The organism is Endozoicomonas sp. SCSIO W0465 (assembly GCF_023716865.1).
Classification (GTDB): Bacteria; Pseudomonadota; Gammaproteobacteria; order Pseudomonadales; family Endozoicomonadaceae; genus Endozoicomonas.
This window is the reverse complement of record NZ_CP092417.1, coordinates 4,188,479-4,210,908: the sequence shown is the minus strand read 5'-3', so window position 1 is coordinate 4,210,908 and position 22,430 is coordinate 4,188,479. Positions and strand designations below refer to the sequence as shown.

The 22,430-nt window shown below is 47.9% G+C and carries 16 protein-coding genes, 2 tRNA genes, 1 other RNA gene and 2 pseudogenes; 11 read left to right on the top strand and 10 right to left on the bottom strand.

Features of this window, described 5'->3' with window-relative positions; all coding sequences use genetic code 11:
- Window positions 1-287: 287 nt before the first annotated feature.
- A complete protein-coding gene (locus MJO57_RS19030) occupies window positions 288-1,730 on the bottom strand; it encodes a hypothetical protein (protein ID WP_252017921.1) in 1,443 nt (480 codons plus the stop codon).
- A 358-nt stretch (window positions 1,731-2,088) separates the two neighbouring features.
- Between MJO57_RS19030 and MJO57_RS19025 the strand changes: the two genes are divergently transcribed.
- Both MJO57_RS19025 and MJO57_RS19020 read left to right on the top strand, forming a co-directional pair.
- Window positions 2,089-2,165, top strand: a tRNA-Arg gene (locus MJO57_RS19025).
- Between the two features lie 138 nt (window positions 2,166-2,303).
- A tRNA-Ser gene (locus MJO57_RS19020) sits at window positions 2,304-2,396 on the top strand.
- Between the two features lie 584 nt (window positions 2,397-2,980).
- Here MJO57_RS19020 and MJO57_RS19015 read toward each other — a convergent pair.
- The 4 genes and pseudogenes from MJO57_RS19015 to MJO57_RS19000 all read right to left on the bottom strand — a co-directional run.
- On the bottom strand, window positions 2,981-3,424 hold the full coding sequence (locus MJO57_RS19015; RefSeq protein WP_371924644.1) for an IS1595 family transposase: 444 nt from the start codon (window positions 3,422-3,424) through the stop codon (window positions 2,981-2,983).
- 182 nt (window positions 3,425-3,606) lie between these two features.
- Window positions 3,607-3,831 (bottom strand): annotated as a pseudogene (locus tag MJO57_RS19010) (transposase); the annotation flags it as partial.
- A gap of 11 nt (window positions 3,832-3,842) precedes the next feature.
- A complete protein-coding gene (locus MJO57_RS19005) occupies window positions 3,843-4,901 on the bottom strand; it encodes a transposase (RefSeq protein ID WP_252017920.1) in 1,059 nt (352 codons plus the stop codon).
- A gap of 45 nt (window positions 4,902-4,946) precedes the next feature.
- A pseudogene (locus tag MJO57_RS19000) lies at window positions 4,947-5,306 on the bottom strand (transposase); the annotation flags it as partial.
- Window positions 5,307-5,369: 63 nt separating this feature from the next.
- Between MJO57_RS19000 and MJO57_RS18995 the strand changes: the two are divergent.
- Window positions 5,370-6,797, top strand: a complete 1,428-nt coding sequence (locus tag MJO57_RS18995; RefSeq protein ID WP_252017676.1) for an IS4 family transposase — start codon at window positions 5,370-5,372, stop codon at window positions 6,795-6,797.
- 930 nt (window positions 6,798-7,727) lie between these two features.
- Here MJO57_RS18995 and MJO57_RS18990 read toward each other — a convergent pair.
- Window positions 7,728-8,267, bottom strand: a complete 540-nt coding sequence (locus MJO57_RS18990; protein ID WP_371924643.1) for an IS1595 family transposase — start codon at window positions 8,265-8,267, stop codon at window positions 7,728-7,730.
- 272 nt (window positions 8,268-8,539) lie between these two features.
- Between MJO57_RS18990 and MJO57_RS18985 the strand changes: the two genes are divergently transcribed.
- Both MJO57_RS18985 and MJO57_RS18980 read left to right on the top strand, forming a co-directional pair.
- Window positions 8,540-11,335, top strand: coding sequence for an insulinase family protein (locus MJO57_RS18985; RefSeq protein WP_252017919.1), 2,796 nt, complete (start codon window positions 8,540-8,542; stop codon window positions 11,333-11,335).
- Window positions 11,336-11,400: 65 nt separating this feature from the next.
- A complete protein-coding gene (locus tag MJO57_RS18980; RefSeq protein ID WP_252017918.1) occupies window positions 11,401-12,498 on the top strand; it encodes an enoyl-CoA hydratase/isomerase family protein in 1,098 nt (365 codons plus the stop codon).
- Window positions 12,499-12,709: 211 nt separating this feature from the next.
- Here MJO57_RS18980 and MJO57_RS18975 read toward each other — a convergent pair whose 3' ends face one another.
- Entirely contained in the window at window positions 12,710-13,480 is a 771-nt protein-coding gene (locus tag MJO57_RS18975; RefSeq protein ID WP_252017917.1) for a hypothetical protein, read from the bottom strand.
- A 94-nt stretch (window positions 13,481-13,574) separates the two neighbouring features.
- On the opposite strand from MJO57_RS18975, the gene MJO57_RS18970 reads away from it, so the two are divergent.
- The 6 genes from MJO57_RS18970 to recR all read left to right on the top strand — a co-directional run bounded on the left by MJO57_RS18970 (window position 13,575) and on the right by recR (window position 18,911).
- Window positions 13,575-14,249: an isochorismatase family protein gene (locus MJO57_RS18970; RefSeq protein ID WP_252027064.1), complete on the top strand. Its 675-nt coding sequence runs from the start codon at window positions 13,575-13,577 to the stop codon at window positions 14,247-14,249.
- An 11-nt stretch (window positions 14,250-14,260) separates the two neighbouring features.
- A complete protein-coding gene (gene pncB, locus MJO57_RS18965) occupies window positions 14,261-15,445 on the top strand; it encodes a nicotinate phosphoribosyltransferase (RefSeq protein ID WP_252017916.1) in 1,185 nt (394 codons plus the stop codon).
- Window positions 15,446-15,584: 139 nt separating this feature from the next.
- Window positions 15,585-15,681, top strand: an RNA gene (gene ffs / locus MJO57_RS18960) — signal recognition particle sRNA small type.
- Window positions 15,682-15,828: 147 nt separating this feature from the next.
- Window positions 15,829-17,841 (top strand): DNA polymerase III subunit gamma/tau, encoded by a 2,013-nt coding sequence (gene dnaX / locus MJO57_RS18955; RefSeq protein WP_252017915.1) that lies wholly within the window; start codon window positions 15,829-15,831, stop codon window positions 17,839-17,841.
- Between the two features lie 68 nt (window positions 17,842-17,909).
- Window positions 17,910-18,236 (top strand): YbaB/EbfC family nucleoid-associated protein, encoded by a 327-nt coding sequence (locus tag MJO57_RS18950; RefSeq protein WP_252017913.1) that lies wholly within the window; start codon window positions 17,910-17,912, stop codon window positions 18,234-18,236.
- A gap of 75 nt (window positions 18,237-18,311) precedes the next feature.
- Entirely contained in the window at window positions 18,312-18,911 is a 600-nt protein-coding gene (gene recR, locus MJO57_RS18945) for a recombination mediator RecR (protein ID WP_252017911.1), read from the top strand.
- 315 nt (window positions 18,912-19,226) lie between these two features.
- Here the strand turns inward: recR and MJO57_RS18940 are convergent, their stop codons facing one another.
- The 3 genes from MJO57_RS18940 to MJO57_RS18930 form a co-directional block, all read right to left on the bottom strand.
- Window positions 19,227-20,210, bottom strand: a complete 984-nt coding sequence (locus MJO57_RS18940; protein ID WP_252017909.1) for a hypothetical protein — start codon at window positions 20,208-20,210, stop codon at window positions 19,227-19,229.
- Window positions 20,211-20,725: 515 nt separating this feature from the next.
- On the bottom strand, window positions 20,726-21,142 hold the full coding sequence (locus tag MJO57_RS18935; RefSeq protein WP_252017907.1) for a hypothetical protein: 417 nt from the start codon (window positions 21,140-21,142) through the stop codon (window positions 20,726-20,728).
- Window positions 21,142-22,419, bottom strand: coding sequence for an IS4 family transposase (locus MJO57_RS18930; protein WP_256491693.1), 1,278 nt, complete (start codon window positions 22,417-22,419; stop codon window positions 21,142-21,144). The genes MJO57_RS18935 and MJO57_RS18930 overlap by 1 nt, the downstream gene beginning before the upstream one ends.
- Between the last annotated feature and the right edge of the window lie 11 nt (window positions 22,420-22,430).

Here is a 22,430-nt window from a genome sequence, read left to right as displayed (position 1 = left end):
CTTATGTTTCTTGCTCTTGGGAAGTTTAGTCGCCAGATAGCAGTAGGGCTCCACTTAATTTTTCAGGATAAAATCTACAGTTTTCAATTGGTTGTGTTTTTGGACGAGAACTAACTAAAGGCTTTTAGGCAAAAAACGGAAGTAATAACGAACTTGGAAAAACAGTTCACTGATTTCGGCTTGCTTCACTATAAAAAGCTGACCGAATTATCGTTTTATACAGACTCTAAAGTCGAGTTAGTAATATGAAACGAAACAGAAAAACAAAAGGCAGGGAAATCAATAGGCTAGACTGGAATTTTGGTCTGTCCAGTATCAAGGTCGGGAAACGATTCGAGCAAAGACAACAGGCTCTGAAGCCATAGGTTATTGTCAAGGGTTTGTACCGTTCTGCCTTCAAACAGAAGAGTCATCATCTGTTGTTCATTTTCAGAGAGATGTGTTGGGTCAAAGGGACGATCAGGATTATTAAACGGAAGATCAACAGCACTTGATCCTTTGTTATTGCCCTGATGCAATCTGAACTCGACAACGCAATAATTTGCCTCATTGATTGCTGTCAGTTCATAGAGAAAATAATAGTTGTCATTACGCTGAGCCAGAACAAAGTTTTGCAAGAAATCAGCTGTCTTGCCAGGATCAGGCAGTATCAGTTTTTCGTTATCCTTGGTGACAATATAAGGGGTTGGTGAAAAAGGGTTATAAACATGATGTTTACCATGCTGATATCTTATTTTGAGGACTTTGAACAGTTCCTGCACTTCATGAAACAGCCATTGCTCCAGCTTGTCATAGGCAACGCGCTGTGAACGAAGTTCCTTCCTGTTTTCATAGTTCACGAATATCTGCAGTAAGAACTCGTAAAGGTAGTTGTCCTGATCTTTATTAATGCTTGTGACCAGCTCTTTAACGGTCTCATCTGATAGCAGTTCAAGCACCGCCTGAAACGAGCCCACTCGAATGCTCAACGGCACATGACGCACGACCCTTTGACCACCGAACGATTCGGTCTTAAAACCATAGTTAATTATTTTCAGACAGTTGTACGACCAGTGCATAAAGACGGGAATAGTATTTTCATGTTCAGTTTTTATTCCAAATTCCTTAAGCAGAGATGTAGCGATATCTCTTGCTTCATGCCACCAGACTGCATCAAGCAGTGAGTAGAGTTCTGTTTGCCAGGGGATATCCGCAAGTTGTCTGATATTTTTAAACTCGACAAAAAAACTGGTCTGTTTGTAATAATTCCAGCCTGCCGGTCGATTGGGTATCTTCACTAATGTCAGAGGTCCTTTGCCGGTCGAGGTGCTGGTCTCCGTTTTATTCAACTGGGCACAGTTAATACCCTGGTCGTGCCTGAGGGAGATCGGTCCATTGACAGCTGCCAGCTGTAAAACGGGGCAGGTGTGCTCGTCAAGCCACTCAAGGTTGTTCAGCCATTGGTTGTACTGGTTGAGCAGTGCTTCCAGCGCCATGCCGGTACCTAAGGGGATGGCTGCCAGAATAGCAAACAATTTTTCCACCATGTCACATAAGCGCAGTTGGGACAGGGTTTCTGGTGACAACGGCGCCAGCACCGTTTCCAGTACTGGCAACTCGCCCTGGTTTTCAATGGTCAGACTCATTAATGGGTAGCCAAAGTGACATCCCCGGGTTTCCGCCAGTATTGTACCTTTTCTGAGGGCGATGCCAGGAGCTGTGACACTCACTTTGCTGGACTCATACTCCATACCTATTAATCTGGTATTGTTTACCACCGGTGGCAGATCCAGTATTCGGCTAATGTCCCTATTGAAATACCGGCCCTGAACGGCACGGTCTACGTCAGGAGGTCTGCTACTGGCAGTGTTCGTGATCACTGGCGGTGTCGGTAACATAGGCAATGGCTGCAATTGCGCTTTGTTAGACTAAGTGTGTCGTTTTTTTTGGCTCAACAAAAAAATAAAATAGTATTTATCTTCTTGCTCTGGCAATAGACAGGATGAAAAGTTCATCGAGTAGTGCATCGGTTGGATGTGAATTGATCCGTAAAAACCGTATTTGACTCAATCCAATGAAATCTCTATATTTCACCTCCGTTGACACCGGGCGCTCGTAGCTCAGCTGGATAGAGTACCTGGCTACGAACCAGGCGGTCGGAGGTTCGAATCCTCCCGAGCGCGCCAAGTCAATAGAAAGATTGACGAATTGAAATGATTCAAATATCTTTCATCCCGCTTCAAACAAGACGCTCATAGTTCGGCTGGTCAATACACTGGTTAAAACTTCAGGCGGTTGAAGTATTTGAGTTCGTCACTTGAATTGGTGAGGTGGCCGAGAGGCTGAAGGCGCTCCCCTGCTAAGGGAGTATACGGTTTGTAGCCGTATCGAGGGTTCGAATCCCTCCCTCACCGCCATATATCCTTCCTGATTTCCTTCCTGCTTATTGATTTACCTTGTCTTTATTTTTCCCGCATGTTGCATGTCATGCCGTATGCTCTGAGTCATAGTCCAGAGAGGTGTACTGACTCTCCTGGTCTGAGTGGTGTGAGAGTATCCCGAGTCTGGTTTACAGCTCCACTATCACATTTTCAATGCCGCTAACGGCAACTCTGTCGTTATATGACTGCCCATAACCTACCTCCGATTTTCCTTGAATAGGGATCCATAGCCACAGCCAGATACAGCTAGCCCTCCAGTGTTTAAATATAAGTAATATTTGTCGTATAGTTTTTCCTGATTACCACTGATCGTACGTCATGACACAGGGAAAGATAATTTAAGAATATACGTGCAGCTTTTCATTCTTTATGTCTATAACCCGGTAAAGAAATAATAGAACCTCTCCAGTATTACCGGTGGAGCAGGCATCATGACGGCTTGTTCTCCAGATTATCAACTAAATTCGGTTTCATAACCGCTCCGAACAAGCAAAGACCCACATCATCATTCGAAATAATGATATTAATACGTCAACTGACTTTCAATTATCGGTTGATGGCTAACCCGGTTTCCACTGGACGTCTGGCAGTTTGAGAAGTCGATCCGGCATCGGTGCTGTATTGACTGCAGCCCGACCTAGCCTTGAGATCATTGAAGGCATATCAAAACGCCGGTTAAACCGATAGTTGAACTCTGATAGATAACGGCCCAGATGCTTGGGGTCGAGCTTATGGTAAGTACCGGTAATCGCTGTTTTCACGTTTCCCAGCATGGTATTTACCCAGGTGAACAACTCATTCTCCATGGATGCATGCCCACCACCGGTAATGATGGCTGTGTGCTGGCATCCGGCATCTTCAATACCCCGGAAACAGGACAAGCCATCGCTGACGGCCCGGACACCCTTTTTCAGGGCATGTTCTGCCCACTCCTGAATGGTTTTTCGCCGGAAGTTATCAACGGCATTGAACTTCATGTAGATAGTTCTCGTCCAAAAACGCATCAGGCAATCATAATTAGATTGTACGTTCGTTTTTATATTTCCTGAAATTCCAGAGAGCCGCAAAAACTCTTCCCTTTTTTTCTCTAATCTGGGACGGATATTGGAGAAAAACGCGAAAAGCAGGCAGAAAACATCCTCCCACCATGCTGGAAAGGTACTTTCATGTAGCGTGGAGGTGGCTATCAGGATGGTGCCGGGTGTCTGGCCAGAATCACCAGGTTGTAACAGACCACCGATAACCAGCAATGAGAATCAAAACGCTCAGAACCCTTGCAGTGGCAACGTGATAGCCCAAAACATCTCTTTAGCCACGAAATTCCCGCTTCAATACCTGCCCGGAAGCGAAAGAGCGTTTTATACACATACTGACTTTTAGTCATCTCTTCGACTTCAAGTCCGCGCTTCTTATTAACTGAAGTTACGCAGCTAACAGCTCTCTCAGCTGCCCCAACGAAGCTTTCAGCCCTGCCATATAGATTTTGGCTCTGAGCTGAAAGTGATTCAGATTTACTTTCAATGACAATACTTCCAACCTGAAGGCTGAGTAAATTGAAAGAAAGATATGATTACTCTGTGTTCTCACAGTATGCGCCGGTGACTTGGCCATTGACGCATTCGATTTCAGCGTTTTATGGAAGACCTCGACTTTCCACCGTTTCTCGTAGATTGCCTTGAGAGTCTCGGCATCACAGTCAAGATCGCTGCAAACCAGATAGAGAATGCCTGTGCTTCCGTCTTTGTTTTTAAAGACCTGACGGTATAGCAGAACAGGGAAATCGACACCTGCTATCCACCCTTGTACAGGCTTATCTTCTGAAAAATCAACAGTATCTATACGCTGTGAACGGCCTTGTAATTTGTCGTCCAGACTGAGGGATACCTTGCGGTTTGACTTCATCGCCATCAGGAAATGTTTATTACAGTCGTGTCGAATAAACATCATATTGTCGTTTGAGCAAAACCAGCTATCTGCAAGGACATAGCGGAACATAAGCTGGTTATGGCAGCAAATCATCAGCATCTCCCGCATCATTTCATTTTTGGTTTGCTCTGCATATCGTCTTACCTTTTTTGTCTTCAAGTCGGTGTACAGGATGGTTTTCTCGATCAATTTATAGGCGACAGGAATCGACGCATCTCCGGCATGGTAGTGTGCATTGAGCAGATTTATACCTTTCACGGTGCGATTTTTTGTATGATCAAAATGCCAGGTGTTCAGGGCATTCTCTTTGCTGAACTGCTTTTCCTGAATCGTATCGTCAAAGATCAAAACCCCATCACTGCACTCAACCTGTCGCACGACGGGTTTAACGTAAAGCCATAAGTCACGACTGGTAAACTCATTGTTTGAAAGCAATCGGGTGAATTGGTCATGACTGTAGACATTATCCAAAAGCTCTGACACTCCCGTTGCAGTGGTCTTCCCAGACGACGACAACAGGTAGTCAGAATAAAGTTCTATGAGATCATTTTTCATGCCACCAATAATGGCTGATTTTCAGCAAGGTGCGTAACTTGAGTTATTAAAAGCTACATCGCTGATTCCCATGGCCTTGGCTTTTTCCAAATTAGCGCGACACGCGTATCCGCCGTCACCGCTTGTCTGGCGAGGTACACGACCATAAATTTCTTTTTGTCTTTCCATCATCGGAATGAATTGGTCCGAATCCGCTGGGTTACCTTCCTCAATAACCAGGTCCAGGATCAATCGACTTTTTCCCTGAACCAGGTTCAGTTTATGGCCATACTGTACTTGCCGCCTGTCTTTTACGATGATATCCGTATGGGGTTCATACAGGCTAACCACTTTTTCCTGGGCTGGCACCTTTTCACCCTTAAAGACCCTGCGCTCTGTCTGGGAGACTATTGCATCCACCAGGGGTAACCTGTCTCTTGATCACAAATAGCTACCTTGTTCTATCATTTCTCACTGATAAAACAGGTCATGCTTCCACTTTCTCCTAAACCATGGTCAGAACTAACTTTTGGATGTGCTGATTTGGGCGATACTCGACGTACAAAACGACTTGTCAAAGTTGCTGCCGAGCTTTCAGCTCATACCGGTAATTCTTTGTCATCTTCATGCGAAGGTTATACCGCACTGGTAACTGGAGCTTACCGGCTGATTGAGAATGAGGCCGTAAAGCCTGAAGCAATAGCTGAGGCAGGCTTTCAGGCAACTGCCAAAATAGCGAGACAGTCTCGCCTACTTCTGGCTCTCGAAGATACAACAACCCTGGGTTATAAACATGCTGTCAGATCCGAGCTTGGTGATCTTGGAGGTCCTGAAGGCTCTAAAACCAGAGGATTCCACGTCCACTCTGTCTTCTTGGTTGATGCGGATACAGAGCGAAGCATTGGGCTTATTGATCAAGAACGATGGGTTAGAGAGGACGTTCAGCGGGGGAAAAAGAACCAACGTCGTCAGCTACCTTACGAGGGAAAGGAAAGCTTTAAGTGGCAAAGAGCCTCTGAAAACACAGAACAAAGGATGGGGGGTAAAATGCCTGACATCATCAGTGTTTGCGACCGGGAGGCGGATATATACGAATATATGCACTACAAACTGGATAACCGACAGCGGTTTGTTGTAAGAGCTACACAAAACAGAATCCTGGTGGATGGCGAACTCTTATTATTTGATTCCTTAGCTCAGACTGAAGTGTTGGGGAAATATACGATAGTGGTTCCTCAAAAAGGAGGTAGAAAGAAGCGAAAGGCAACGCTGCAGGTCAAAAGAAAGAAGATGACAATACAGGCGCCGCAAAGGCCAGGCGGCAGGCCGGAACCGGTAACTATGAATATTGTGTCGGCTGAAGAGATTGGCAATGACTCCGAAGACCGTTTGCACTGGGTACTATTGACAACTGAAGATATTGAAACATTCGAAGACTGTCGCTCTATCATTCGATTTTACGAGCTCCGATGGCGAATAGAAGAGTTCCATAAGGCTTGGAAATCGGGAGCAGGAGTAGAAAGGCTTCGTCTGCAATCTCCGGATAACATTGAACGACTTGCGGTCATATTAATGTTTGTCGCTGTCAGACTAATGCAAATCCGTGAAGCATTAATGTTACCGAATGACAGGCAGCACAAAGACAGAAAGCTTTGGAGTGAAAAAACACTCGCGAATGAGGTGGTCAGTGATGATGAATGGCAGGTTCTCTGGCTAACCTATGAAAAAAAAGCGTTGCCCGATAAGCCGCCAACAGTCACTTGGCTGCTTCAAACGATTGCTCGGCTTGGTGGTTGGGGTGATTCAAAGCATACAGGGCAGCCCGGCTGGTTAGTGGTATGGGAAGGCTGGGCGAAATTGCAGGATCGGGTAAAAACCTGGCAGATAGCCCGGCAGTTCAGCGCTGGAGAGATGTGATCAAGAGTCAGCAGGGGTAACAGGTGATCCACATCTGCCTGCCACTTGTCGGCATCATCAGCCAGGAGACACTGCCCCTGCTGACGGGCGTTTGCTAGCGTGACAGTAGCTTCGATAAGTACCTTCCGGGATTTTCGGGTCAACTGCAGCAGTTTTTTATAATGCTGATGCCGCTCTTCTTTGCCAGCGTAGATGCATTTTCTGGCCGCATCTTTTACGGCTCGGTTGTGATGGGTATATTCATAAAGCGGTGTCGCTGTCAGTGTTTGTCCCCGTTCCAGCAGCCGACAAATTTCTTTAACGGAACTGGCTAAAAGATCACTGTCGCAAGGAGGTTTGATATCCGATTCGGTGACTGTGCTGTCAATAGCCACAGTGCGCCCTTTTTCAATACCCTGATCTTTAGCGGTCATTAGCTGACAGTTATTAATCCGTTCCCATGTAGATGCAGTAAGAAGGCTGATGAGCCCATGCAAACTGGAGCGACTGGGGCGCTGGTTTGGTTCGAGGCGACAAAAGTCTCGAAAGAGCATGGAGTCCATCAAAACAAACGACAAGTAGTCATAATCACAATTCAAATACTGTTTCAGGAGTGCCGCACGAAGAACGGATTCTGCTGATAGTCCGTTCCGCCCAGTGTTCTGTTTATCACCAGAACTTAAGTCCTCATAAATCCAGTCATTGAACTGTGGATGGGCGTCAAGCCATTGCGAGATACCGGAAAGCTGGGAGCAGATTTCATGAGGTACGTAATGGAGTTCCATACTACACTGCGGGTTGCGTTTTTTGCGCATTTGGAGTCCTCTGTTTTTGGCAATCCCTTATGTTTCTTGCTCTTGGGAAGTTTAGTCGCCAGATAGCAGTAGGGCTCCACTTAATTTTTCAGGATAAAATCTACAGTTTTCAATTGGTTGTGTTTTTGGACGAGAACTAGATAGGGTGGTTATCAGCATCTGTCTGAACTGCGGCCACGAAGGGGGCTTTGTTCTCTGAGCCTCTGCCCCGGCGGCCTCCGTGGCGCTCTCCGCCCCAATAGGCGTCATCAATCTGAACAAAACCACTCAACTGCCAGCTGTTATCTCTTTCCATCATGACCTGCATGAGTTTGTGTTTCATGCGCAATGCGGCATTGTAGGAAATGCCAAGTTGTCGATGAAGCGTCAGGCAAGAAATCCCCGCTTTATTCTGGGTGACGAGATAGATACCCAGAAACCAGGTAGCTAGAGGCAGCTTTGTTGAGTCAAAGATAGTGTTACTGGTAAGCGAGGTTTGGCAACGGCAGCAATTGCACTGGAATTCAGCTTTCCGGTGAAGCTTGCAGAAACTGCGGGAGCCACACTTCGGGCATTGGAAGCCATCTGGCCAGCGCCAAGAGGACAGCGCGTTCTCACACTGCTCTTCACTGCCGTAATTAGCCAGAAATTGCATAATGCCAAGGCCTTTTTGGAACTGAATGGTGTTTTTACACATCAGTTTTACCTCCAAAACACATGACTATCGACGTTTATTATAGCAGCTGGCTCACGACGTAGGGTCGGTGGTAATCAGGTAGTTTTTTGCCTGCTTCACGCTGAAGACATCAATAAGAAAATAGTATAACGGTTGTAGTTCACATAAAGATGCGACATGCTGATATTTATTGCATTGATGAACTCCTGATGTGAGAAAAAGCTGATATGTTAAAAAAACTGGTGTCAATGGTTGCTGGAGTATTAACCATGGTTTCAATAACAGGTTGTTCAATGACGACGGAGAGAGAAGCCCTCGTGACCCCGCAAGACGTGATAAAAAGCCCTGCTGATGACCGGGATTATCGCTATATAACCTTGGACAATGGTCTTAAGGTGCTACTGATTTCGGACCCGGATACCGATAAGTCCGCTGCCGCAGTCGATGTTAATGTTGGTAGCTACCAGGATCCTGATGAACGTCTTGGGCTTGCCCATTTTCTCGAGCATATGCTGTTTATGGGGACGGAAAAGTACCCGGATGTAGACAGTTACTCGGAATTTATCCGTGCCAATGGCGGCAACAGTAACGCTTATACTACGGATGTACGGACTAATTACTATTTTGACATTAACAGCGACCAGTTGCAGCCAGCGCTGGACCGCCTTGCCCAGTTTTTTATCGCCCCCAGGCTGGACCCGAACTATGTAGAGCGGGAAAAAAATGCAGTAGATTCAGAGTACCGTCTGCATGCCAGAGAGGATGGGTGGCGTCTCTTTATGGCACTTAATGCAACGTCGAATCCGGGGCACCCGAAGAGCCGGTTTAATATAGGCAGTCTTGACACTCTGCATAATCGTGACGGTCAGCTCTGGCGGTCGTTAAAGGATTTTCATGACCAATATTATGTTGCTGCCAATATGGGGGTTGTTGTTTATGGAAAAGAACCGCTGAACACGCTTGAGCATTGGGTTAATAGCGCTTTTTCAGCGGTACCATCAGGAGCAAAGCCCGACTTGACCATTGGCAAACAGCCCTACACCCGGGATGAGCTTCAGGTCCGGATCAATATTGTGCCATTAAAGGATACCCGGGTTCTGTCTTTAAGTTTTCCGGTGCCCAGTGCCCAGCCTTTTTACCATATCAAGCCGCTGGGCTACCTTGCCCGAATCATCGGTTATGAGGGCAAAGGCAGTTTGCACAGTTTGTTAAAAGAACGCGGCCTGATTGATTCCCTGGCTGCCTACAGCAGTGACCTTCCCAATGAGTACAGTGAGTTTACCGTGCGCATGGAGTTGACCCCTGAAGGATTGACTCAGGTGGATGAGATCACAGCAATGGTGTTTGACTATCTTGACCTTATTAGTAAAAAAGGTCTCCAGCCATGGCTTTATGAGGAGAGCAAACAAATTGCCGAGTTGGCCTTTCGCTTTCAGGAAGACCGTAATCCGCAGCAGACAGTCTCAGGGCTGGCAGCCAGAATGCACTATTTGCCACCGGAGCATCTGCTTGAAGCAAATTATCTCTACGACGCCTATGATCCTGAGCTGATCTCTGGTTATCTGGCCAGCATGACTCCGGAAAATCTGCGTCAGGTGGTCATTGCCGGGGATCTGTTTACTGATAAGGTTGAGCCGTATTTTGAGACGAAATACAGCATTCAGCCCCTGTCAGATCAGCTGGTCAAACGGCTGAAGTCCCCAATTGAACGACAATCACTGACGATACCTGAGCCTAACCCTTTTATCGCGAATAACCTTGAACTGCATGAAAGCGGTCAGGCTAGCAAGCCATCGGTTATTCTTGAAGAGCAGGGGTTACGGGTATGGAGCCTGACCGATACCAGTTTCAATATGCCCCGCGGGAATGTGCGGGTGATGATTTCTACACCGGCTGCTTCAGCCACCCCTGACGATAATGTATTGATCCAGATTTACAAATCCCTGCTGTCCAGAAGTCTCAATGAATATGGCTATCCGGCCAGGGAGGCGGGTCTTAACTACAGCATTACTGCCGGTCGGCGGGGACTGTTAATCAGCCTTGCCGGATATCAGGACAAACAGGCCGTTCTGCTGAAAGATATTCTCAAGGCAATAGCAACGTTCAAGCCTGAGAAAAGTGCTTTTGAACAGGAAAAGGCAGTGCTGGTCAGAGGGCTGAAAAATAAGAAATTCCATGCGCCTTACCGATTGGGAATGGATGCGCTTAGCCAGGCAACCTATCCTTCTTATCCTGAAGATGAAGTTCTGTTGAACGCGGCTGAAAATGTCACTTATGAGCAATTGATCCAGTATGCTCATGCCTTTTATCAGCAGATTCATATAGAAATGCTGGTTTATGGCAACCACAGTAAGCAGGAGGCGTTAACACTGTCTTCCATGGTGGAATCGGTATTACTGAATGAGCATAACCGTCGGGACCGCTTTGACTTGCCTTTCCATCTGCTGGGAGAGACAAACCGTGTTCTGAACAGGGATATTGAGCACGATGACTCAATGCTGATCAGTTATTACCAGATTCCCGAGACTGATAATCGGGAGCGGGCCCGGTATGCCTTGTTGGGCCGTCTTCTGGCAAATCCTTTTTTTAACAGTCTGCGTACTGAGCAGCAGCTGGGTTATGTGGTGTTTGCCGGACCCCGGCCATTTGAAAAACACCCTGGTGTCATTTTTGTTGTGCAATCGCCAATGCTCGACCCTATCGGCATCGAAGGTCGTGTAGAGCAATTTTTAACGGATCAAAAAGTCATGTTGGCAGAACTGACCGATCAGGAGTTGGAGCAGTATCGTCAGGGACTGATCGGTGACTTGCTGAAGAAAGACGACAATATGGATGAACGTAACGGTCGTTTCTGGCAGGGCATTACCAGTGGCGAGCTGGATTTTGACAATAGAGTGAAGATTGCCGATGAAATTGGCAAACTCAAGCCTGTGGATATGGAGTCTGCACTGGCAAGGCTGATGGAAAACAACGGAAAGCTGGTTATCCGTTCGTTTGGTGAACCGCACAAAAAAACGTACCGGAAGGAGACGGGCAGAATCGAATGCAATACCATTGATTGTCTGAAGGATCTACCGGTCAGCGAGTAGTTTTCATTGATAATCAAGACTTCGTTACATATGCTTTTCCCAACGGATATGGAGGGGTAATTTATATGGCCGCTGACGTTCTGTTTTCCGAACTGAGTGCCCGGGATAATAAAAAGATAGGTCTGATCACGCTGAATGCTGAAAAAGCATTGAATGCATTAAATCAATCCATGATTGACTTACTGCTAAGCCAATTATCTTACTGGCGTGATAATGATGATATTGTTGCCCTGTTTATGCAGGGTAGCGGCGAAAAGGCATTTTGTGCCGGTGGTGATGTGCGGGCGCTGAGGCAGGCTGTGATTGATGGCAAGCCTGAGGTTCCTGCTCATTTTTTTGCAACCGAGTATCGTGTTGACTACATGATTCACGCCTATCCCAAGCCCGTTATCTGCTGGGGAAATGGCATAGTCATGGGGGGCGGTATTGGTCTGATGGCGGGTGCTGATTTCAGGATAGTGACCGATACCTCAATGCTGGCCATGCCTGAAATCAGTATCGGCCTTTATCCGGACGTTGCCGGAAGCTGGATTCTCAACCATCTGCCTGCCGGGCTGGGCCTGTTCATGGCACTGACCGGGTGTCGGCTTAACGCGGCTGATGCGATCTATGTTGACCTTGCTAACCGTTTTATTGACCATGCCTTTCGTGACAATGTTCTGGAGTCTCTGCAGCAGGCTGACTGGAACACCTCTGAAGCTCACACTGTTGTCTATAGGGTTATACAGAAATACAGGGAAAAAAGTGCAGGGTGGTTGCCATATTCCAAGGTTCGTGAGCACAGGGACTTAATTGCCGGGTTGATGGATCAGCCATCACTGGCCGGTGTGATATCTGCCCTTGCTACTCTTGAGACCGAAGATGACTGGTTGCTGGCGGCCAGAAAGACGGCACTTAATGGTTCTCCACTGTCAGCGGCTATTGGCTACCGACAGTTACAGGAAGCCAGGTACATGTCGCTTAAAGAGGTATTTCAGAGTGAGTTGGCTCTGTCGGTGAATACTGTACTCAATGGTGATTTCTGCGAAGGGGTTCGGTCTCTACTGGTAGAGAAGGATAAGAATCCGCAGTGGAAATACAAAGCCGTTGATCAGATCGATGAACAAACATTGAATCAATTGTTCAGTTCACCCTGGCCTGAGAATCCGCTTCACGATCTCTGATGGATAAACACTGCCACGCAGGTGGCAGTCTGATATCTGATAATAATCACAGTTGCATTTGCTGGTAATTCCGTTGCCACACATCACTATGACTCTAACCAGTGACTCACTGACCGTGTTCCTGCTTAGCCGCTGCGTTTTTCTATTCAAGGTCAATACCAATTTCCTGAAGCCTCAAGACAGACTGCCTTTGATATGAGTTCCCGGTTTTTTATTTTTCGGCTCGGGTTGTCAGGTAAAGTCGATCAAAAAGCAAGTTGTCGGAATGCTTGTTAACCTGGTAAAGGGTTGCAGGCCTGTTGCTACCGTACCGTTTTTTGCCCGTGTCCTGAAGCAGGTCAGAGTTAAGAAATCGGTTCCTGATAGAACGCATAGGTGGTGCCTTGCCGAGGATAACGGAAAAGACATTTGGGATATCTGATAACGTGAACGCCTTCGGAAGCAGGTAAATAGGTAGCGCACTGTACTGTATTTTATTTCTTAATCGTTCCAGCGCTTCCATTACCAGTTGAGTGTGGTCGTAAGCCAGTGGCGTTGCAGGTTGACCATTTTCAATATCAATCCACGTAGCTCCGGATTGTAATGATTGCTCATCAGCCGGGCGAAGCAGCACATAGTAAACGACGGTTAATGACCAGCCTCTGGAATCCCGCCTGTTGTCACCAATAGTAATCACCTGCTCGAAATAAGTAGCAGGCTCGGTAGTTAGCCTGCTCAGCTGTCGTTTTGCGGTATCTTCCAGGCAGTTGTCATGCTCGGGCTCAATTCTGCCTGCCGGAAGTTGAGGGTGTTCGTTTTCCGGTAACTGATGGACAAGGACCTGAAGTCTGTTGTTCTGACTGAGCTGAAACGCAACCAGGTCGACAGAGATAAGTGCCGTATTCAGGTTTTTTATTGACTGATGGCCTTTTACCGGCTGAAGGCTCTTTACCGGCTGAAGGCTCTTTACCGGCTGAAGGCTCTTTATTGGCTGAAAGCTCATTGCCGGATCCTTATTGGTAATGCTCTGGTTGACAGGTTAGGGAACATAATTCACTATGTTAGTGAACCAGATTCCTTTTGTCACGGTGAAAATAATGTATTCCATTGGGTCGAGGGAGACCGTTGCCGCTTTTGATGTGGATGCCCAGAAGTGTTTCACCCCACTTTGCCCGGATGAGTTGCCGGTTCCGGATGGTCACCAGATTGCTGGAGAGCTGAATCGTCAGGCCCGGTTGGCTGGTATTCGTGTGGGGTCCAAGGACGCTCATCCGGCCAATGCGGTGTGGGTAGCGATGAAAGAGTACCCACAGTTGACGCCGATAACTGGCTATAAAAATGTTGACTTGCGCTGGAATCGACACGCCGTCCCCGGGACAGAAGGTTTTGAGCTGGTGGATGGGCTTCCCGATGTTACGGATTATGATTATTTCGTCTGGAAGGGCGTTGAGGCAGATATTCACCCATACGGTGCCTGCTTTCATGATCTGGAAGAGAAGCTGAGTACGGGCGTTATCGAATTTTTAAAGCATAAAGGCGTTGCCACTGTCGTCGTTGGTGGGCTGGCACTTGACTTCTGTGTGAAAACCACGGCGTTGCAGCTCCAGCGAGCGGGGTTTCAGGTGTATGTCAATCGTGCTGCCACCCGTGGCCTGGCTGAATCCTCGGTTGCAGGCGCTATTGCCGAGCTGCAAGCCGCCGGTATTATACTGGTAGAAAGTTCCAGCGACCTGACTATTGCTGACACGATCAGTCATGCCAACGCTATCTGAAGGAAAGATCTATGGATAGCCCGATTATTCCCTCCCTTCTTGATACTGACTTGTATAAGTACACCATGCAGCAGTCGATGGTGCATCGCTATCCGGATGCCTGGGCGCGTATGGAGTTTCATTCCCGGACTGACAGTCCGTTGGCAGTATCCAAAAAACAGCTGAAAAGGCAGTGCGGGTTTCTGGGTGAGCTGCGCCTGAGTTCAGAAGAGCTTGAATGGCTGTCTACTCTGCCATTTATTACTGATGATTTTATCGAGTACCTTGAACGCTTTCGGCTTGACCCGCGCGCGGTCACCATTGAACAGCGTAATGGTCAATTGTCACTGGTGGTTGAAGGACTCTGGAGTGAAATAACGCATTTCGAAATTTTTCTTCTGGCGATTATCAGTGAGCTTCATGGTCACAGCTTTTATGGTCAGGGCGATCAGGTTGATGTTGTTGCCCGGGGTCAGCACCGTCTTGATGTGAAGCTGAATCAGCTTCCGGATGATAGTGGGTTTGCCCTGGTTGACTTTGGTACCCGTCGGCGGTTTTCAAGGAACTGGCATTACCATGTGGTGGAAAGCCTGAAGCATCGGCTGCCAGATAATTTTATGGGTACCAGCAATCTGAATCTGGCAAGAACGCTTGGATTAAAACCGGTGGGAACCATGGCTCACGAGTGGTTGCAGTCCCATCAGGTGCTGGGCAAGAGCCTGCGAACCAGTCAGAAGGATGCCTTGAAGGTCTGGTTGGATGAATACAAAGGCCAGCTCGGTATCGCACTGACTGATACGATCAGTATGGAAGCCTTTCTGAAGGATTTTGATGTTGAGTTGGCCAATGCCTACCAGGGGATGCGGCATGATTCCGGTGACCCTTTTGCCTGGGGAGAGCTGGCTCTTGACCACTACCGCCGACTGGGCATTGACCCGCGCACCAAACATCTGGTGTTCAGTGACAAACTGAACTTCGATAAGGCGTTGGCTATCCATCAGTGGTTTGCCGGCAACATCAATGTCAGCTTTGGGATCGGTACCTATCTCACCAATGATATGGGCTTTCAGGCACCCAATATTGTCCTGAAATTAACGGAGTTGAATGGGGCTCCCGTTGCCAAGCTTTCAGACAGTCCTGGCAAGACACTGTGCCGTGATAAGGCCTATATAGAGCGGTTAAAGAAAACCTTTGGCTATCAGCTCAGTGCTGCCTGATGTTCGGTTAGCCGGATTTGATTTTTCTTTTTACCCAGTAAAATGATGGTCAGGTGTACGCTGGCAGTTGACGTTAGATCGGGTTTTATGCAGAATGCCCTGCATCGGGACGCGAAGTTCCGGCTTTTGTGGTGGACCTTGCCGGTCCCCCCGCAATAATCAGCTACGAATCCCGCCAGGCCCGGAAGGGAGCAACGGTAGTAGTGACATTATGTGCCGGGGTGTGGCTGGCAGGGTTTGCCCCCATCTTTTCCGGATTCACGGATTATCGCTTCAAAGTCACTTCCAAACTCAACTTAAACACTTCCTGATCGTGCAATTTCAAGGCTTCTTGGTTAGCATAGATACTCTTTATTCTGACATCAGGTATTGACGCTACTCACATGAGCTATCAGGTTCTTGCACGCAAATGGCGACCCCGTTCTTTCAAAGAGCTGGTAGGGCAGTCTCATGTTCTTCAGGCACTGGTTAATGCCCTGGATCAGGATCGTCTTCATCATGCTTACCTGTTTACCGGTACCCGTGGTGTCGGTAAGACGACCATTGCCCGTATTTTTGCCAGGTGTCTGAATTGTGAACAGGGTGTCAGTTCAACCCCCTGCGGTCAGTGTTCAGCCTGTAAAGAGATTGATGATGGCCGTTTTGTCGATCTGATTGAAGTGGACGCGGCCTCCAGAACCAAGGTGGAGGATACCCGGGAATTGCTGGATAATGTCCAGTATGCGCCGACCCGTGGGCGCTATAAGGTGTATCTGATTGATGAGGTGCACATGCTGTCGGCGCACAGTTTTAATGCGCTGTTGAAAACGCTGGAAGAGCCGCCCCCCCATGTGAAATTCCTGCTGGCAACCACCGATCCTCAGAAGTTACCAGTGACTATTTTGTCCCGCTGTCTGCAGTTCAGCCTGAAGAACATGACCCCAGAGCGCATTGTCGGTCATCTGGAAAACATCCTTGGACAGGAGCAGGTCGCCTGTGATGTTGCGGCCCTGTGGCAGCTGGCTCGTGCTGCCGATGGCAGTATGCGTGATGCCCTGAGCCTGACGGATCAGGCCATTGCCTTTGGCAATGGTCGTGTCAGCGAGGCTGAAGTTGGGGCCATGCTGGGTACCATTGACCAGGGGCAGGTGATGAAAATGGTAATGGCGCTGTCGACGGCAGATGCGGCCCATATTCTGAGTTCTGTTTCCTCTCTGGCAGAACATTCACCGGATTATCTGGCGGTACTGGATGACATGCTGTCTCTGTTGCACCGGGTAGCTATTGCCCAGGCGGTACCGGATGCCGTTGATAACAGTCAGGGTGATCGTGAGCAGGTCATTGAGCTGGCATCTTCAATGACAGCAGAGGATGTGCAACTGTATTACCAGATTGGCCTGGTTGGCAAGAAAGACCTGCCTCTGGCCCCGGATCCTCGTGGTGGCTTTGAAATGGCCCTGTTACGTATGCTGGCGTTCAGACCGGACGGAGCACCAGCGGCTGGCAGTTCACTTAATATTTCAGGTGGCAAGCATGATGAAGGTGCTTCTGATCCGGAGCCTGTTGTTCAACCAATTGATGTCCCTGTTGACGTCCATCAAGCGGATGTGCCAGAAAATCATTCAGCACAAGTCGGTGGCTGCAGGGATACCTTTGAGCTGCCAGTGATAACAGAAGAGCGACCAACGTCATCACTAGCGGAACCAGTGTCTCAGCCTGTAGTCGCTGAAGATGCGCAGCCGACCCCGGTGGTCGTGCCATTGTCAGTTGATGATCAGGCTGCCACTATACCGCCAGTTGATGATGATCAGGCTCATGATGCTGGCCCCTCACTGAATGATTTGCAGGCACACTGGACGTCAGGCGCTGATTATTCGGAAGCTGAAGGCGTTGCGGATATCCCTGCCGACCAATTCCTGAGCCTGCAAGTGACTGTCGGGGCTCCGGGTGTTGAACCTGAAGCATCGGTCAGAGCCGTGGTGGAATTGCCAGCAAAAAAAGACAGGGTGCTATTTGCACAACTGGATGCTGTGAGCTGGGTCCGGGTTTTTCGGGGCCTTCCGCTGGGTGGGGTGACTGGCACCATTGGCTCCCACTGTGAGTTTGTTGTGAGTGAGCAAGATGCTATCCGGTTGCGACTTGATGAAGAGCGGAGCACGCTCTACAACGATACCCATCGACAGCGTATGGAAAAGGCATTGTGTGATTATTTTGAGCAGTCCGTTAAACTGTTAATTGACACTGGTCGTATTGTTAATGAAACTCCAGCCGCCTGGCGCGAGCGGAAAATTGCTGAGCGTCTCCAGGAAGCAAGAGAGAGTATCTATTCAGATACCAGGATAAAAGCGTTGGTTGAAACCTTTTCTGCCACAGTGTTGGATGAATCGATTCAGCCAGTAGATAATATCATCAAGTAAAACGCCCGGACGGGATTGTCGGTGAATTCTGGCGATTCTTCTGTGGTGTTTTTTGTGCAGAGGTCAATATGTTTAAAGGTGGCATGGGCAATCTGATGAAGCAGGCCCAGAAAATGCAGGAAGATATGCAAAAACTCCAAGAGGAGTTGGCCAATGCAGAAGTCACTGGCGAGGCCGGTGCCGGGCTGGTTAAGGTGATCATGACCGGTCGTTATGATGTTCGTAAGGTGGAAATTGATCCCAGTCTGCTTGAAGAAGACAAGGAGATGTTGGAAGATCTGGTGGCTGCTGCCATGAATGATGCGGTTCGTAAAGTAGAAGAGAGCAATAAGGAGAAAATGGGTGAGCTTACCTCAGGACTTGGTCTTCCAGCCGGTATGAAATTGCCATTCTAGGTTTCTTATGCCCGGCGCTGATTTATCGACATAATCGTTGCCGGGCAGGTTTATCATTTTTATTCAGGTTCGTTTATGTTCAGCCCCATGATCAGGGAATTGATGGAGTCATTGCGCTGTCTGCCGGGCGTTGGGCCGCGATCGGCTCAGCGAATGGCGTTGCACCTGTTGGAGAGAGACCGTGATGGCGCTGTGCGCTTGTCTGCTGCTCTCCACCGGGCTGCCGAAGGGGTGGGGCGATGCAGGCATTGCCGTACCCTGACGGAAGAGCCTGTCTGTCAGATTTGTGCTAATCCCGGCAGGGATGAAAAACTGTTATGTATTGTTGAGAATCCTTCCGATGTTATGGCTTTTGAGCAGGCAGGTGGTTTCTCGGGACGATACTTTGTATTGATGGGGCATTTGTCGCCTATTGATGGTATCGGGCCGGAAGATATTGGCATTGAACAGATGCTGAAAACGGTATCGGAAAACCGGGTTGAAGAAGTGATTCTGGCGACCAATCCCACTGTTGAAGGAGAGGCCACGGCCCACTACATTGCCGAAGAGCTGAAATCGCTCGGGGTGACGGCCACTCGCATTGCCCATGGTGTGCCTCTGGGAGGTGAGCTTGAGTTCGTGGATGGTGGTACCCTGGCTCATGCCCTGGCAGGACGCAAAAAGATTGAAATCTGACTCAGTCATTGGGCAGACTATTCTCGGTCAGCCTCCCAGGAGCCTGACCGGGGCATTGCTAATTCAGGAAGGACAGCTGTCTCATGGAAGGCCAATTATTCTCTCTGGCAATGGAGAGGCAGGTTGGGTTTCCCGGCTAACGGTTAAGAATCTGTTTGCTCTCTCCAGAGCGGTTAGTAAAACCATGACATTAACGTTACCGGATAGCCGACAGTATTCCGTTATTTTTGATCGTTCAAATGGGGCTCCCGTAGAGGTACAGCAGGCCATGCCGTTTGCCTATCCAGAGGGAAGTGATCAATACTTTCTTACCCTTCAATTATTGACTTTATAGTCAACCATAGAGGCGGAGGGGGGAGGAGAAATGGATATTGATTCAAGCTCACTATTCTTGGCTTTATTCGATTCTCTTATAAAAGCGCTAGCTTGCTTACCAGCAATTTTTGCCTGTTCTCTATCACCGGTATTCTTGAAAACTTCATGGTAAGCCTTCTGGTAAGCCTTCTGGTAAGCTTTCCGTTTCTCGGACTGTTCGTAGGCCTTCCTTTTGTCGGATTCACGGTAAGCCTTGCGGTAGGCCTTCCGTTTCTCGGACTGTTCGTAAACCTTCTGGTATGCCTTCCCTTTCTCTGATTCACGGTAAGCCTTCCGGTATGCCTTCCCTTTCTCGGATTCACGGTAAGCCTTCAAGTAAGCCTTCCGTTTCTCGGACTGTTGGTAATCCTTCAGGTAAGCCTTCAGGTAAGCCTTCCGTTTCTCGGACTGTTCGTAAGCCTTCTGGTAAGCCCTCCGGACAGCCTTCCCTTTCTCAGATTCACGGTAAGCTTTGCGGTAAGCCTTTCGTTTCTCGGACTGTTCGTAAGCCTTCTGGTAAACCTTCCGTTTCTCAGACTGTTTGCAAGCCTTCCGGGAAGCCTTCCGTTTTTTGGATTCAAGGTAAGCCTTTTGGGAGGCCTTGTCAGGAGAGCTAGTCAGAGATTCACCAGAAACGGAAGCAGAAGCATTAAAATCAAACTCATTGTCTTTTAATGTTACATCAAGTGGAGGATGATTAGCACCAATGGAGTGTGACTGTGAATCCGCTTCAAAGACCATACTCCCGGCGCGATCGATTCTTAATCCTGATTGACTGGTATAAAGAATATTTTCGTCACTTTTCTGTGGTTGTGCCTTGGTTTTATCTGATAGGCCTAACGGCCCACTTTGCCCAGTTTCTTGATGATAAATAACCCTCACCAGCGCTTTTGGAAAGCGGTAATCGCTGAATGGGTTGTGGAAGCTTTCACCATATGTATTCAAGATGTTTAAGTAATTGTTTGGCGTAGTTTGTTGAACTTCCAGCCCGAATATCACGCCATTGCGCTGCAGAGAGTCATTCAAAACTGAAGCACTTCCTGGCATGGCAGGTTCATACGCTTTTTGAACATCTGGATACAAGAAGTGTGAGTTAAAATATGGATTATCCATTGAATTATTGAATAATTGAATAATTGAATAATTGAATAATTGAATTATAGCTAGGACCACACCTTTTTATAAAAGTTCCCCCCTTTCGGGATTCATTCTTCATTTATTTATGTCAACAACGCATAAGGACTTGCTATGGCGATTACGCACGATGACGCTAAGCTATTTGAAAGCCAGCGCCTCACGACATGACTCTTATATTTTACTGAAGTTTTCCTGATGGTCTCTGATGAACTGAAATCTCAGAGGCTTTCTCTTGCGGGGCTTTGATATTTAGCCGAGTCTGTGTGCCCGGAAAACTATAACCACTTCAATATCTTCATACCCTTCGATTATCGACTTTTCAGTCAATCTGAGAGGCAGGAGGTTGGAAGAGGAGAAATGAATATTGATTCAAGCTCACTCTTCTTGGCTTTATTCGATTCCTTTATAAGAGCAACAGCTTGCTTACCTGCTGTTTTTGCTTGTTCTCTATCATCGGTATTCTTTAAAACTTCATGGTAAGCCTTCTGGTAAGCCTTCGCTTTATCGGATTCACGGTAAGCCTTGCGGTAAGCCTTCCGTTTTTCGGAATGTGCGTAAGCCTTCTGGTAAGCTTTACGTTTCTCGGATTCAAGGTAAGCCTTTTGGGAGGCCTTATCAGGAGAGCTAGTCAGAGATTCACCAGAAACGGAAGCAGAAGCAGAAGCATTAAAATCAAACTCATTGTCTTTTAATGTTGAATCAAGTGGAGGATGATTAGCATTAATACTTAAGGTAGACATTAAGCCCCACCCACCGCACAAAGGCCTAATCTTGTACGCCCTGAACAACCATCCCGTGCAGGGTGTTCTCGTTTCGCATTATTTCCCCAGAAGTCCAGTAGCTTTTTAATGCATGAGACCAATGACTTTCCTGCATTCATCAACGATGAAATCACATTACCAAACAGGTGAGTCCCACTTTTCATCACCTTGTGCGTCGAGATTTCCTCAATGCTCCCACTTTCACAGAGGTTCGCCTGTGCAGCATGGGCAAGGTACCTTTTCAACGTCACAACCACAAAGGACATCAGAATCAGGCTAAACACCAGTGTCGCTGATTTGGTGTTAAAACGATGCCACCCTGAATAGGATTTGATCTCTTTGAAAATCAGCTCTATCTGCCACCGTAGACGATAGGCCTGGAGCACATCACTCAAGGTGAACTCCACCCGGTTCAGGTTGGTCACAACGAAAACCCACTTCTGTTTTTTGTCATTCCAGCGGACAACCAAGCGGAATGGCCAGGCTTTGAATCCCGGCCATTCTACATCCAGGTCGAGGCACTGGTCTTTGGGGAAGCCAGACAGTACATCCTTCAGTTTTTGTCCTTTGTAGCGATTGAGATTCTTGCCATCCTCCCGTACCGCGCTGAGTATCGTCGGGTTGATACTCTGAGGTGCCTTGCAGATAAAAGAACCCTCCCTGTCATCAATAGCGGCAAAGAGTTCCAGCTCAAAATAACCGGCATCCATTAGCATCAGGATATAGGCCATGGATGTTGGTAGTGGTGGCAGACAGTCTCTTTCTGAACGGGTATCTTCAGTCAGCTGCACCCGCACCAGGTTGTTGGTGAGAAGATCCATTGTCGTATGAAGCTCGACGGCAGCAGGACTGACCGTTGAGAACCTGCCGGGAAATGCTTCTTTCAGGGCATCATAGACAGCTTGTGACGAACCGTCCTGAATCAGAATGTGCTCAAACTCTGAAAATGGACTGTCTTCATCAAACGCCATGACTTTGCGGGAAAATATTTCCAGACACTGCACCCATAGCCACAGGATAAGAGTAGGCAGCGCGTCCTTTTTAGCTTGATTTGCCCAAGAACGATAAGAGACATTCAGCCCCGTCAACTCGTTAAATTTACGGTGTAGATCCGCCTGGGTATCGCAGTTTCCATCACCAGCGAGGGCATCGATCAGTGAGAGGATAAAATCCAAAGGACGGATATCTCGCTGTCGTATAGTAAAACCAAGCTGTTCCGCCATACTTAGGAGTTCTGACCGGTCGAAACAGGTCAACAGTTTTTTTC